Raw genomic sequence first — 13504 nt, 5'->3', positions numbered from 1 at the left:
CCCTCACCCAGGGAGAGACCCGTGGACCGCGCCCAGACCGACGCACGCCCCGGAGGCGTCGTCGGCGTCCTCGCCTTCGCCGGCATCGTGGCGGCACTCATGCAGACCCTCGTGGTGCCGCTGATCGGCGACCTGCCGCGGCTCCTCCACGCCAGCGCCTCCGACGCCTCGTGGGTGATCACCGCCACCCTGCTCGCCGCCGCCGTCGCCACCCCCGTCGCGGGACGCCTCGGCGACACCCTCGGCAAGCGGACCGTGCTGCTCGCCTCGACCGTCCCCCTGATCGCCGGCTCGGTCGTCTGCGCCCTCGCCGACTCCGTCGTCCCGATGATCGTCGGGCGCGGACTCCAGGGCCTCGGCATGGGCGTCGTCCCCGTCGGCATCAGCCTGCTCCGCGACGTCCTGCCGCCCGAGAAGCTCGGCGGCTCCATCGCCCTCATGAGCGCCTCGATGGGCGTCGGCGGCGCCCTCGGCCTGCCCTTCTCCGCCGCCGTCGCCGAGCACGCCAGCTGGCGCGTCCTCTTCTGGGTCGCCGCCGCGCTCAGCGCCGTCGTCACCGTCCTCATCTGGCGCCTCGTCCCGGCCGGCCGCCGCAACCCGAACCCCGGCCGCTTCGACCTGCTCGGCGCCGTCGGTCTCGGCGCGGGTCTCGTCTCCCTGCTGCTCGCCGTCTCCAAGGGCGCGACCTGGGGCTGGGGCAGCGCCACCACGCTGGGCCTCTTCACCGCCGCCGCCGTGGTGCTGCTCGCCTGGGGCTTCTGGGAGCTGCGCACCCGCGACCCGCTCGTCGACCTGCGCGTGACCGCCCGCCCGGTCGTCCTGCTGACGAACCTCGCCTCGGTCCTCGTCGGCTTCTCCATGTACGCGCAGTCGCTGGTCGTCCCGCAGCTCCTCCAGCTCCCCGAGGCCACCGGCTACGGCCTGGGCCAGTCGATGATGGCGATGGGCCTCTGGATGGCCCCCGCGGGCCTCGCGATGATGGTGCTCGCCCCGCTCGGCGCCAAGCTGTCCGCCGCCCGCGGCCCCAAGGTCACGCTCTCCGTCGGCGCCCTCGTCATCTCCGCCGGCTACGCCTCCTCGCTCGCCCTCATGGGCTCCACCTGGGGCATCCTCGTCGTCACCCTGATCTGCAACACCGGCGTCGGCCTCGCCTACGGCGCGATGCCCGCGCTCATCATGGGCTCCGTCCCCGCCGAGGAGACCGCCTCCGCCAACAGCTTCAACACCCTCATGCGGTCCATCGGCACCTCGGTCTCCGCCGCCGTCATCGGCGTCGTCCTCGCCCAGATGACCACGACCCTCGGCGGCCACACCCTGCCGTCCGAGGGCGGCTTCCGCGCCGCCATGCTCATCGGCGCCGGCGTCGCCCTCCTGGCCTCGCTCGTCGCCGCCCTGATCCCCGCCCGGCACACCCCGGTCACCGCCGCCCCCGCCGAGGCCCCCGTCCCGGAGGCCGCCCGCGCGGCCTGACCCCCGTCGCGACACCCCCGCAGCGGTACGGGGACGAGGGCGCCGACCCCGTCCCCGTACCGCTCACCGCGTGCCGTCCGCCTCCAGGGTGAAGAGCGCGCCGTCCGGGTCGCGCACCACGACCCGGCGGTCGCGGCCGGTGGTCTCCGGCTCCCTGGCCCCGCCCCACTCGCCGCCCGGCACGATCGAACCGCCGTGCTCCGTCACCGCCGCCACCGAGGCCCTCAGATCCGGCACCCGGAACCGCACCAGCCAGCGCGGCCGCAGCTGCGGCCGGGGCGAGGCCGCCTCCACCGGGCCGCTGTCGAGCCGCGCCACCGCCAGCCCGTCCCGGCGCAGCACCACCCGGTCCTCCTCGTACGAGGTCTCGCAGTGGCCAGGACCCTCCTCCGACCAGCGCAGCACCCCGCCGTAGAACACAGCCGCGTCGAAGGCGTCCCGGGTGTGCAGCTCCACCCACGCCGGGGCGTCCTGCTCGCCGACCTGCCAGCGCGACACCAGGCGCCCTTCCCACACCCCGAACGCCGCCCCGTCCCGGTCCGTCGCGAGCGCCGCCCGCCCCTGCGGCGGATACGCCACCGGGCCCACGCCCACCGTGCCGCCCCGCTCCCGGATCCGCGCCACCGCCGCGTCCGCGTCCTCCACCGCGAAGAGCACCGTCCACGCCACCGGCACCGCCAGCTCCGCCGCCAGCGCGGCGATCCCCGCGACCGGCGTCCCGTCCCGCTCGCCCACCGCGTACGCCGAGCCCGCCTCCAGCTTGCCGGGACGGAACGTCCAGCCCAGCACCGCGCCGTAGAACCGCTCCGCCGCGCCCAGATCCCGCGCCGCCAGACTCAGCCAGCACGGCGCGCCCAGCGCCTGTGCCGTCGTCGGCCCCGTCACCGGACCACCTCCTTGACCGAGCGTCCGCCACGGACGCCACCTCGCGCGCCTTCCCCGGCGCGCCCCCCGGCACACCCCGGTTCACCCGGCCGGCCCCCTGGTATCAGGCGGTACGTGGCTCCGTCAGGGCCTCCGTGAGGTGGTGGTGCAGCAGGCCGAGGGCGGGGCGGTCCGGCGGGAGGAGCGCGGGGACCAGCTTCCAGTAGCGCGCCATCACCGTCGTGTCCTCCCGGCCGAGCAGCTCGACGAGCCGCCGGCGGAAGGCGGGGGAGTCGCGCTCCCCGAGGGCGTGGGCGTACGCGCCGGCGAAGCAGTCCAGGACGCCCCGGCCACCGGGCGGCCGCCCGGCCCGTACCTCCGCCGCCGCCAGGCCGTACGCCTCCTCCAGCCCCTCGTACAGGACCGCGGGCCGGTACCGCTCGCCGCGCAGCGGGGGACCCGGCGCCCGCCCGGGGCGGGGGTCGCAGACCAGGGCCCGCAGCCGGGCGAAGGCCCGTACCTGGTTCGGGGACGGGTCGTCCGGCGGCACCGGCACCACCTCGTCGAGGACCCGCGCCACCAGCGGCGCCGGGAGCCGCACGGGCAGCGACCGGCGCCAGAACCGGACCACCGCGTCCGGCTCCGGCGGCAGCGCGGAGGCGCCCAACAGCGGCAGCAGCTCGGCCCGTTCGGCGGGATCGCACTCCGACAGGAGCCGCAGCGACGCCTCCCGCCACGCCAGCGCCGCCCGCTCGCGCGCCACGCCCCGCAGCTCCCCGGCGACCACGTCCGCCAGCCGGCCCTCGTCCTCCAGCGCCCGCGCCACCTCCGGCACGCCGAGGCCGAGCGCGCGCAACGACCGGATCTCCCGCAGCCGGACGAGCGCCCCGGAGCCGTACCGCCGGTGCCCGCCGCCGCTGCGCCCCGCCTCCGGCAGCAGGCCCCGGTCCGAGTAGTACCGCACGGTCTTCACCGTCACCCCGGCCCGCCCGGCCAGCTCGCCGATGCTCCACGTCCCGTCCGCGTCCGTCACCCCGCACACCTCCCCCGCCGACCCTAACCGCCCGCTCCCGGAGTGGAATCTCCCCCAAGGGGAGTTCCTAGCCTGCCGGTGGCCGTCGTGGGACACGAGCAGCAGGAGGAGGCTGGGATGACGACGTTCGTACTGGTGGGAGGCGCGTTCACCGGCGGGTGGGTGTGGGACGAGGTCGCGGAGCGGCTGCGGGGCGCGGGGGCCGAGGCGTACCCGGTGACCCTGGACGGCGGTCCGGACGCCGGACTCGGCACGCATGTGGGGGAGTTGACCGGACTCCTCGACCGGATCGGCGATCCGGAGGTCGTCCTCGTCGGGCACGACTACGGCATCCACCCCGTGCTCGCCGCCGCCGACCGGCGGCCGGACCAGGTCGCCCGGGTCGTGTACGTCGCCGCCGGGCTCCCCTCGGACGGCGACCCGGCGCTGCTCCTCGTCCGCGACGAGACCGTGCGCGCCCGGCTCGGCCACGACACGGCGCCGCTCCCGCCGCCCCGGGGCGAGGAGTGGGCGCGGTGGGGGAGCCTCGACGGGCTCTCCGGCGCGGACCTGGACCGCCTGGACCGGCTGGCGGTGCCGCAGCCCGCCCGTACCCTGACCGAACCGCTGCGGCTCGGCGGCGGGGTGGACCAGGTGCCGGCCGCGGCGGTGATGTGCACGGCCGACGGGCCGGGCGTGGACGTGGTCGAGATGCTGGTCCGCACGGGCCCGCCGCGCTTCCGGAAGCTGGCCGGACCCGGCTACGCGTTCTTCGAACTTCCGGCCGGACACTGGCCGATGCTCTCGCACCCGGCCGAACTCACCGACGTACTACTGTGGTCGGCCGCGGGCGAGGGGCGGCGGCTCACCCTCGGGGACGATCAACCTGCCTACAAGGACCAGGAGTTCCTGCTGGACGTGCCGGAGATTCCGTACGAGCGGCACGGCCACGTCGACGTCTACCCGCCCGAGGCCGAGGGGCGCTGCCCCGCCGTCCTCCTTGTGCACGGCGGGCCCGTCGACGCCGACCGCGCGCCCACCCCGCGCGACACCCCCTTCTACCGGGGGTACGCCCGCCACCTGGCCTCCCTCGGCGTCGTCGGCGCCGCCGTCGACCACCGGCTGTACGCCTTGACCGACTACGCGCGCGCCGCCGAGGACCTGGCCGGGGCGGTCGAGCGGCTCCGCGCTCATCCCCGGGTCGACCCCGACCGGATCGCGCTGTGGATCTTCTCCGGCGGCGGGCTCCTCGCCGCGGACTGGCTGGCGGCGCCGCCGCCGTGGCTGCGCTGCCTCGCCCTCTCCTACCCCGTCCTCGCCCCGCCGCCCGGCTGGGAGACCGTCGAGACGCGCTTCCGCCCGGTGGCCGCGCTCGCGGGCACCGGGCCGCTGCCGCTCGTCCTCGTCCGCGCCGGACGCGAACACCCCGCGTTCGCCGCGACGGTGGAGGAGTTCCTCGCCGCCGCCGGGAAGCACGGGACGGACGTGGAGATCGTCGACGTGCCGGAAGGACGGCACGGCTTCGAGGCGTTCGACCACACGGACGCCTCCCGCGCCGCCGTGGTCAGCGCGGCCCACGCCGTCCTGCGGCGCGTGACCGGGGCGGCATGACGGGACGGTGATCTCCGGGGACGTACCGGCTCGATGGGTGCTTGTCCGTGGACCCGGTCGTGGTGCCGCCCCCCGACGGCACCACGACGGGTCAGCCCCGGCCCGACAGCCGGGCCGGGTCCCAGCCGCGCCGGGGGACCGAGTCCAACAGGAGCCGGGTGTAGGGGTGTTCGGGTGCGCCGAGGACCCGGTCCACCGGGCCTGACTCCACCACCCGGCCCGACTTGAGGACGAGCACGTCGTCCGCGACGTGCCGGACCACCGCCAGGTCGTGGGTGACGAAGAGGTAGCCGATGCCCGCCTCGCGGCGGATCTCCCGCAGCAGGTCCAGGATCTGCGCCTGGATCGACACGTCGAGCGCCGCGACCGCCTCGTCCAGGACGAGGACGCGGGGCTCGACCGCCAGCGCGCGGGCGATGGCGACGCGCTGCCGCTGGCCGCCGGACAGGCCCCGGGGGAGCGCGGTCGCCTCGCGGGCGCCGAGCCCGACCCGGTCGAGGAGGTCGGAGACCCGCGCCTCGCGGGCGGCCGGGTCGAGCGGGGTGTGCAGGCGCAGCACCTCGTCGATGCAGCCGCTGACCGGGATCCGCGGGTCCAGGGACAGGTACGGGTCCTGGAAGACCATCTGGATGTCCCGGGCCCTGGCCAGCCGTTCCCGGCGGCCCCGGGGGCGGGCCGAGCGGTCCCGGCCGTCGAGGCGGACCGTGCCGCCGTCGGCGCGCTCCAGGCCGACCAGCATCCGGACGGTGGTCGTCTTGCCGCTGCCGGACTCGCCGACGATCGCCAGCGAGCCGCCCGCCGGCAGGGTGAACGACACCCCGTCGACGGCCGTGTGGTCGCCGTACCGCTTCCGCAGCCCGTCGACGACGAGCCCCTTCTCCACGTCGGTCGTCACAGCGTGATCCCTTCCTCGGCGCGGAGGCACGCGGCGAAGCCCTCGCCGTGCCGTGCCAGTTCGGGCCGCTCCTGCGCGCAGCGCGCCACCGCGTGCGCGCAGCGGGCGGCGAAGGCGCAGCCGGCCGGGGACTCGGCCAGCGACACCGGGCGGCCCGGGATCGGGCGGGGCGCGGGCGAACCGGCCTCGATCCGGGGGGTGCAGGCGAGCAGCCCCGCGGTGTACGGGTGGCGGGGGCGGTCGAACAGCTCGTCGGTGGAGCGGGTCTCCACGATCCGGCCCGCGTACATCACGTACACGCGGTCGCAGATCGCCGAGGCCAGCTCCAGGTCGTGGGTGACGAAGAGCATGCCGGTGCCGCGCTCGGCCCGCAGCCGGGCCAGGATGGAGATGACCTCGGCCTGGGTGGTGACGTCCAGGGCGGTGGTGGGCTCGTCGGCGACGAGGAGCGCCGGTTCGGCGGCGAGCGCGGCGGCGATGACGACCCGCTGGAGCATGCCGCCGGAGAACTGGTGCGGGTGGCGGCGCAGCGCCCCGCGCGGGTCGCGGATGCCGACCGCGGCGAGGAGTTCCTCGGCCCGCGCGGTGGCCTGGGCGGCGGGGGTGCCGGAGGCCCGCAGGCCCTCGGTGAGGAAGTCGCCGACGCGGCGCAGCGGGTTGACGGAGGCGCGCGGGTCCTGGAAGACCATCGCGACCTCGCGGGCCCGCAGCGAGGCCAGCCGCGCGCGGTCCATGGTGAGGACGTCGGCGCCGTGGACCCGGACCTGGCCGGTGGTGCGGGCGCCCCTGGGCAGCAGGCCGAGGACGCTGCGGCAGGCGACGGACTTGCCGGAGCCGGACTCGCCGACCAGGCCGACGGTCTCCCCGGCGCGCACGGTCAGGCTGACGCCGTCGAGGATGGGCCGGGCGGCCCGGTCGTCGGGGAGCCGCAGTTCGAGGCGGTCGATCTCCAGGACGGGCGTGGATGCCGAGTGGTTCATGGTGGTCACTTCTCCCGCCGGGCGATGCGGTCGGCGAGGCCCTCGCCGACGATGCCGAAGGCCACCACCGCGAGCACGATGCACACGGACGGCGCGAGCGCCGGCAGCATCGCGCCCTGGAGGACGGCGCCCTGGCCCTCGTTGATCATGGCGCCCCAGTCGGCGGTCGGCGGCTGGACGCCGAAGCCGAGGAAGGACAGCGCCGCCAGGTCCATCAGCGCGTAGCCGAAGTTCATCGCGGACTGCGCGAAGACGGTGGGCACGATGTTCGGCAGCAGGTGCCGGACGCAGACCGTCCAGCCGGACCAGCCCTGCACCACGTACGCCTCGATGTACGGCCGGGCCTTCTCCTGCCGGGCGATGCCGCGCACCAGCCGTCCCACGTACGGGGTGTACGCGACGGACATGGCGATCACCGGGGCGGTCATGCCCGGGCCGGTGACGGCGACCAGCAGGATCGCCAGCATCAGCCCGGGGACGGAGAAGACGAGGTCCATCGCGCGGGAGAGGAGGGTGTCGGCCCAGCCGCCGCGCCACGCCGCGACCACGCCCAGCAGGGTGCCGAGCAGGGTGGAGACGCCGACCACCAGGAGCGGGCCGAGGAGGCCGGTGCGGGCGCCGTACAGCAGCCGGGACAGGATGTCGCGCCCGGACTGGTCGGTGCCGAGGAGGTGGTCGCCGGAGGTGCCGACCAGGCTCGCGCCCAGGTCGAGCGCCTCGGGGTCGTACGGGGCGAGCAGCGGCGCGCAGACGGCGATGAGGATGAGCGCGGCGAGGACCGCGACCGAGGCCGTGAAGAGCGGACCCTGCCCGAGCAGGCGCAGCCTCCGCAGGCCCGGCCTGCGGTACGGCACCGTGGTGAGGGTGGTGGTCATGAGGAGCCTTCCCCGGGGGAGAGACGGGGGTCGATGAGCGGGGCGAGCAGGTCGACCGCGAGGTTCACGAGGACGAAGGCCACCACGCTGAGCAGCGTGACCGCCTGGACGACCGCGAAGTCCTGGGCGGTGACCGACTGCACGAGCAGCGAGCCGAGGCCGGGCACGTCGAAGGCGGTCTCGACGATGGCGGTGCTGATCAGCAGGCCGGCGAGCATGGTGCCGCCGACGGTGACGACCGGGCCCAGCGCGTTGCGCAGCACGTGCCGGCGGACCACGGCCCGCCCGGCGACGCCCCGGGCGCGGGCCACCTCGACGTGCTCGCGGCCCAGCTCGTCGAGCATCGCGGAGCGGGTGACCCGGGCGAGCAGGCCCGCGAAGGTGAGGGCGAGCGCGAGGGCCGGCAGGGTCAGCTGGTGGAGCCGGGGCCCGAGCCCCTCCGCCGCCCCGCCGCCCGGTCCGGGGAACCAGCCGAGCCGCACCGAGAACAGCGAGACGAGCGCGATGGCCGTGACGAAGGACGGGGTGGCCGTGGCCACGCCCGTGCCGATGAGCACGGTCCGGTCCAGGAAGCCGGGGCGGAGCGCGGCGAGGAGGCCGGCGCCGACGCCGAGGACGGCGACGAGCAGCGCCGCGTACCCGACGAGGAGGGCGGTGCCGGGGAGCCGCGAGCCGAGGAGCGCGGTGACGTCCTGGTGGTACTGGGCGGAGCGGCCGAGGTCGCCGGTGAGGACGCCCTCGAGCCACCTGCCGTACTGGACCACCAGCGGATCGTCCAGGTGGTGCTCGGCGCGCAGGGCCGCCACGGCCTCGGGGGTCGCGGGGCGGCCGTGTAGGAGGAAGGTGACCGGGTCGCCGGGGGCGAGGTGGATGGTGCCGAAGACGACGACCGAGGTCACGAACACCACCGCCACCAGGCCGAGGAGCCGGCCGACGAGGAAGCGGGTCATGACTGTGCGGCCCCGATCGTCGCGGCCCACGGGTAGTAGAGCTGGGCGATGCCGGTCGGCGCGCCGGTGATCCGCTTGCCGAGGAACACCGAGTAGGGCGCCTCGTAGACCGGGATGATGGGCAGCTCGGCGAGGGCGATCTTCTGGACCTCCGCGGTGAGTTCGGTCCGCTTGGCGGGGTCGTACTCGGTGTTGGCGCGGTCGAAGGCGAGGTCGTACTCGGGGTTCGACCAGTTGCCGTAGTTGCCGAAGTCGCCGGTGCGCAGGTACTGGTAGAACTCCAGCGGGTCCGGCGTGTTGTCGTAGCCGTTGGTGATGACCAGGTCGAGGCCCTCGCGGGCGGCCGGGTCGACGAAGATGTTGCTGTACGCGTCCGGGGAGACCGGCTGGAGCTTGACGTCCAGGCCGATCTCGCGGCCCGCCGCCTGCACGGCGTTGGCGAGGACGCTGACCTCCGGGGCGAGGGTGCTGGTCGCGATGGTGACCTTCCGGCCGGTGGCGTGGGCCTCCTCGATCAGCTTCTTCGCGCCCGCGACGTCGTACACCGGCTCGGGCAGCGTGTCGTAGAGCGCGGCGGTCCTCTCCGGGACGAGGGCCCAGGCGCCGCGCGCGGCGGGGGCCTTGGCCGGCACGCCGACGCCGCCGGCGGCCGCCTTCACGATGTTCTTCCGGTCGAGCGCCATCGACAGGGCCCTGCGGACCCGGACGTCGCCGAGCGTGCCCTTGAAGTCGAGGACCGCGAGGTCGGCCGCGGCGGTGTTCGGGCCGAAGAGGAGCTGCCCCTTGCCGCTGCCGCGCAGCTGGGCGAAGGAGGAGGACGGCACCAGGTAGCCGCCGTCGGCGGTGCCGGAGAGGAAGGCGTTGGCGCGCGCGGCCGCGTCCTCGATGAAGGTGAACTTCACCGACTCCGACTTCGGGGTGAGCTTCTCGTCCCAGTACTCCGCGTGCTTCTTCAGGGTGATGCTGTCGCCCTGCGCCCACTTCTCCAGGGCGAAGGGGCCGGTGCAGTTCAGGTCGCCCGCGGGGGTGCCGTAGTCCTTGCCCTCCTTCGTGAGGGAGGCGGCGCTGACGACGGTGCCGGGGGAGGCGGCGAGCAGTTCGTGGAAGAGGGCGTCGGGCTTGCCGAGCCTGATCGTCACCTCCAGCGGGCCGCTCTTCTCGATCGACTCGACGGTCTTGAAGGCGGTGCCCCACGGGGAGCCGGTGGCCGGGTCCATCTGCCGCTTCAGGGAGGCGACGACGTCGTCGGCGGTCATGACCGTGCCGTCGTGGAACTTGACGCCCGGCCGCAAGGTGTAGACGAGGGTGCGCGGGTCGGGCTGCGCCCATTTCACCGCGAGACCGGGCTCGATCTTCAGGTCGGGGGTGACCCGCAGCAACTGCTCGCAGACGTTGGCGAGCACGGTGTTCGGCGGGTAGTCGTACGCGAGGGCGTAGTCGAGCGTGTACGGCTCCGCGTAGAGCGACCAGGTGAAGGAGTCGAGCGGGCCCTTCGCGGCCGGCGAGGTGGGGGAGACCTTGAAGTCGGCCCCGCCCGTGGTGCCCTGCCGCGGCTGGGTGGCGCCGGAGCAGGCGGTGAGGGAGGCCGCGAGGGCGGCGGTACAGGCGAGTGCGATGAATCTGGGCGTGCGCATGCAGACCCACCCCTTTACGGGTGTAGTGACGGGCGCTGGGGGGATGGAGCGAGTATTGATGCGGGAACGTTCCCGCACAAGGGTTTCCGGGTGCTTTGCGGGAACGGTTTCGCAATGGTCACGGGGGTGGCAGCATCAGCTCATGACCGAAGCTTCAGAGCATGACGGAGCGACCCCGGGGCGGGTCGCCGGGACCGCGGGGCCGGGCGGTGCGCGCCCGGGGTGGGACGCGAGCGCCGCGGGGCCGGGCGGTGGTGCTGCCGCCGTGCGCGACGACGCCGCGGTGGTACGCCACGACGGCGGCGCGGTACGGGGCGATGTCGGCGCGGTACGGGGCGGTGGGGCTCGCGGGAGGGCCGCAGCGGCGCCCGCGCCGCGGGTGCGGCTCGTCGACGTGGCCCGCGAGGCGGGGCTGTCCAAGACCACCGTGTCGGCGGCCCTGAACGGCACCGGCCGGCTCTCCCCCGAGGTGCGGGAGAAGGCCCGCGAGACCGCGCGCCGCATGGGCTACCGGCCCAACGCCACCGCGCGCCAACTGCGCGCGGGACGGGCCCGGCTCATCGGCTACGTGGTCGGCGAGCTGGCCGACACCCCGTGGACCTTCCTGGAGTCGCCGTACTTCGCCCGGCTCACCGGGGCCACCGCCGCCACCGCGCTCGCACGCGGCTACGCGGTGGTGCTGCTGCCCGCCGGCTCGCTCCAGAGCGAGTGGGCGGCGCTGCCCCTCGACGCCGTGGTCGTCGCCGACCCCGTCGCCGACGACCGGATCGTCGAGGACCTGCTGGCCGCCCGCATCCCGGTCTTCAGCGACCGGTCTGTGGAGGGCCGGCCCGGCGCCCACTGGGTGGACGTCGACGCGGCCGCCGTCGTCGGACAGCCCCTGGACCACTTCCACGCCCAGGGCGCCCGCCGGCCCGTCCTCGTCGTCCCGGACAGCAGCACCCGCTTCCACCGCGAGGTGGAGGCGGCGCACCGCGCGTGGTGCGCCGCCCACGGACTGCCGTGCCTGACCGCACGGGCCGCCGAGCCCGGCAACGGGCCGGTGATCCAGGCCGTCGAGACCGCCCTGGGAGCCGCCGCCCGCCCCGACGCCCTGCTGGTGGTCGCCGAGGCCAGCCCGCCGCTCGTCCTGGACGCGGCCCGCCGCCACGGCTACGACGTCCCCGGCGACCTCCTCGTCGCCTGCGTCAGCGAGGACGAGACCGCCGTGCACACCGAACCGCCGGTGACGACGCTGAGCCTGCTCCCCGACGCCGTCGCCGAGGCGGGGATCGCCCACCTCGTCGCCGTACTCGAACAGGGACTCCGCGAGACCGGCGGGGCGCTGGTCCCGGTCAGGCTCGACGTCCGGGCTTCGTCGGTGCGGCCGGGGTAGGAGCCGTACGGGCGCGCCTCCCGGAGCTTTGGGGCGGCGCGGCGCCCGTACCTGCCGGGCGGTGAGGCCGTGTGGACCTCTCCGCCGATCGGACCGTGTGGCCGGCGGGTGGTCCGACCGCGTGGACCAACCGGGCGGTCAGAGCGCGTGGACCAGGCGGGCTGTCACAGCGCGTGGACCAGCTGGCCGCCGACGTACGTGCGCTCCACGCGGGCCTCGGCGATCTCTTCGGCCGGGGCCGCCAGGATGTCGCGGTCGAGGACGACGAGGTCGGCGAGGTTGCCCGCGATCAGGCTGCCCGCGTCGTCGTGCCCGTTCACGTGCGCGGCGCCGGCCGTGTACGAGGTGAGCGCCGAGAGCAGGTCGATGCGCTCCTCCGGGTAGAAGACCTTCTCCTCGCGGGACTCCGGGTCGCGCCGGTTCACGGCGACGTGGATGCCCGCGAGCGGGTCCGGGCTGGAGACCGGCCAGTCGCTGCCCGCGGCCAGCGTCGCCCCGGCCCGCAGCAACGAGCCGAAGGGGTACTGCCACGCCGCTCGCTCCTCGCCCAGGAACGGGATCGTGAGCTCGTCCATCTGCGGCTCGTGCGCCGCCCACAGCGGCTGGATGTTGGCGATCGCGCCGAGCGCGGCGAAGCGGGTCAGGTCGCTGGGGTGCACGACCTGGAGGTGGGCGAGGTGGTGGCGGTTGCCGCGCCGCCCGTTGGCCGCGATCGCCGCCTCGACCGCGTCCAGCGCCTCCCGCACGGCGCGGTCGCCGAGCGCGTGGAAGTGCACCTGGAAGTCGAGCGCGTCCAGCTCGGCCACATGGCCGCGCAGCGCCACCGGGTCGACGAAGCTGAGCCCGGTGTTGCCGGTCGCGCAGCCGCAGCCGTCGAGGTACGGGGTGAGCATCGCGGCCGTGAAGTTCTCCGCGATGCCGTCCTGCATGATCTTGACCGAGGTGGCGCGGAACCGGCCCGAGGTCAACTGCGCGCGGCGCTCGACCAGTTCGGGGATCTGCTCGGAGCCGCGCTCGCGGTCCCACCACAGCGCACCGGTCACCCGGGCGGTCAGCGAACCGTCCCCGGCCGCCGCCATGTAGGCGTCCGCCGGGTCGGACATGCCGTTGAACGAACCGAGCAGGGCGTCCTGCCAGCCGGTGATGCCCAGCGAGTGCAGCAGCCGCTGCGCCCGCAGCAGGCCGGCGAGCCGGTCCTCCGCGGTCTTGTCCGGCACCAGCCGGGAGACCAGGCCGGTCGCACCCTCCTGGAGCATGCCGTTCGGGGTGCCGTCGGCCTCCCGCTCGATCCGGCCGTCGGCGGGATCGGGGGTGTCGGCGGTGATCCCGGCCAGCTCCAGGGCGCGGGTGTTGGCCCACGCGCCGTGGTGGTCGCGGTTGGCCAGCAGGACCGGGCGGTCCGGGACGACGGTGTCCAGGAGCTGACGGGTCGGCACACCGCCCTCGAAGCTCTCCATCGACCACCCGCCGCCGGTGATCCACTCCTGCTCCGGGTGCGCCTCGGCGTACGCGCGGATCCTCGCCAGGTACTCGGTGACGTCGACGCTCTCGGTCAGGTCGCACTCGGCGAGCTCGGTGCCGCCGCCCACCGCGTGGATGTGGGAGTCCTGGAAACCGGGCAGCAGCAGCTTCCCGGTCAGGTCCACCACCTCGGTGCCCGGCCCGATCAGCTCGCGCACCTCGTCGTGCCCTACGACCGTGATCCGGTCACCGGTGACGGCGAGCGAGGAGGCGCGGCTCCGCGCCGGATCCAGGGTGAGGACGGGGCCTCGCGTGAAGACCAGATCGGCCGCGGCCATGGGGACCCTCCAGGGGATGTGCGGGTGTGACGGGCGCCA

11 protein-coding genes are annotated in these 13504 nt (G+C 75.3%); 3 read left to right on the top strand and 8 right to left on the bottom strand.

Going from position 1 to position 13504, the window contains the following annotated elements; translation table 11 throughout:
- The first annotated feature begins 21 nt into the window (after window positions 1-21).
- A complete protein-coding gene (locus ACFXMG_RS14235; RefSeq protein ID WP_383819558.1) occupies window positions 22-1470 on the top strand; it encodes an MFS transporter in 1449 nt (482 codons plus the stop codon).
- A 63-nt stretch (window positions 1471-1533) separates the two neighbouring features.
- Here the strand turns inward: ACFXMG_RS14235 and ACFXMG_RS14230 are convergent, their stop codons facing one another.
- Entirely contained in the window at window positions 1534-2355 is an 822-nt protein-coding gene (locus ACFXMG_RS14230; RefSeq protein WP_383819555.1) for a VOC family protein, read from the bottom strand.
- A 103-nt stretch (window positions 2356-2458) separates the two neighbouring features.
- Window positions 2459-3367: a MerR family transcriptional regulator gene (locus ACFXMG_RS14225; RefSeq protein WP_383819552.1), complete on the bottom strand. Its 909-nt coding sequence runs from the start codon at window positions 3365-3367 to the stop codon at window positions 2459-2461.
- 117 nt (window positions 3368-3484) lie between these two features.
- Here ACFXMG_RS14225 and ACFXMG_RS14220 point away from each other — a divergent pair, with 117 nt between their 5' ends.
- Window positions 3485-4957 (top strand): alpha/beta hydrolase, encoded by a 1473-nt coding sequence (locus tag ACFXMG_RS14220; RefSeq protein WP_383819549.1) that lies wholly within the window; start codon window positions 3485-3487, stop codon window positions 4955-4957.
- Window positions 4958-5048: 91 nt separating this feature from the next.
- On the opposite strand, the gene ACFXMG_RS14215 is transcribed toward ACFXMG_RS14220, so the two are convergent.
- From ACFXMG_RS14215 to ACFXMG_RS14195, 5 genes are read right to left on the bottom strand one after another with little or no spacing between them, the layout of a single operon-like run.
- On the bottom strand, window positions 5049-5852 hold the full coding sequence (locus tag ACFXMG_RS14215) for an ABC transporter ATP-binding protein (protein ID WP_383819547.1): 804 nt from the start codon (window positions 5850-5852) through the stop codon (window positions 5049-5051).
- The gene (locus ACFXMG_RS14210; RefSeq protein ID WP_383819544.1) at window positions 5849-6832 is read right to left on the bottom strand and encodes an ABC transporter ATP-binding protein; all 984 of its coding nucleotides are present in this window, start codon (window positions 6830-6832) and stop codon (window positions 5849-5851) included. The genes ACFXMG_RS14215 and ACFXMG_RS14210 overlap by 4 nt, the downstream gene beginning before the upstream one ends.
- Window positions 6833-6837: 5 nt before the next feature.
- Window positions 6838-7707 (bottom strand): ABC transporter permease, encoded by an 870-nt coding sequence (locus tag ACFXMG_RS14205; protein ID WP_383819542.1) that lies wholly within the window; start codon window positions 7705-7707, stop codon window positions 6838-6840.
- The gene (locus ACFXMG_RS14200; RefSeq protein ID WP_383819538.1) at window positions 7704-8657 is read right to left on the bottom strand and encodes an ABC transporter permease; all 954 of its coding nucleotides are present in this window, start codon (window positions 8655-8657) and stop codon (window positions 7704-7706) included. Before ACFXMG_RS14200 ends, ACFXMG_RS14205 begins: the two co-directional genes overlap by 4 nt.
- Complete coding sequence (locus tag ACFXMG_RS14195; protein ID WP_383819535.1) at window positions 8654-10291, bottom strand: ABC transporter substrate-binding protein; 1638 nt, start codon at window positions 10289-10291, stop codon at window positions 8654-8656. Before ACFXMG_RS14195 ends, ACFXMG_RS14200 begins: the two co-directional genes overlap by 4 nt.
- A 265-nt stretch (window positions 10292-10556) precedes the next feature.
- Here ACFXMG_RS14195 and ACFXMG_RS14190 point away from each other — a divergent pair, with 265 nt between their 5' ends.
- Window positions 10557-11666 carry a LacI family DNA-binding transcriptional regulator gene (locus tag ACFXMG_RS14190; protein ID WP_383819532.1) on the top strand — a complete coding sequence of 370 codons (1110 nt, stop codon included), beginning with the start codon at window positions 10557-10559 and terminating at the stop codon, window positions 11664-11666.
- Between the two features lie 164 nt (window positions 11667-11830).
- Here the strand turns inward: ACFXMG_RS14190 and ACFXMG_RS14185 are convergent, their stop codons facing one another.
- The gene (locus tag ACFXMG_RS14185) at window positions 11831-13465 is read right to left on the bottom strand and encodes an amidohydrolase (RefSeq protein ID WP_383819530.1); all 1635 of its coding nucleotides are present in this window, start codon (window positions 13463-13465) and stop codon (window positions 11831-11833) included.
- Between the last annotated feature and the right edge of the window lie 39 nt (window positions 13466-13504).

Source organism: Streptomyces sp. NPDC059201, from assembly GCF_042754585.1.
In the GTDB taxonomy this organism is placed as follows: domain Bacteria; phylum Actinomycetota; class Actinomycetes; order Streptomycetales; family Streptomycetaceae; genus Streptomyces.
This window is presented reverse-complemented; position numbering and strand designations above follow the sequence as displayed.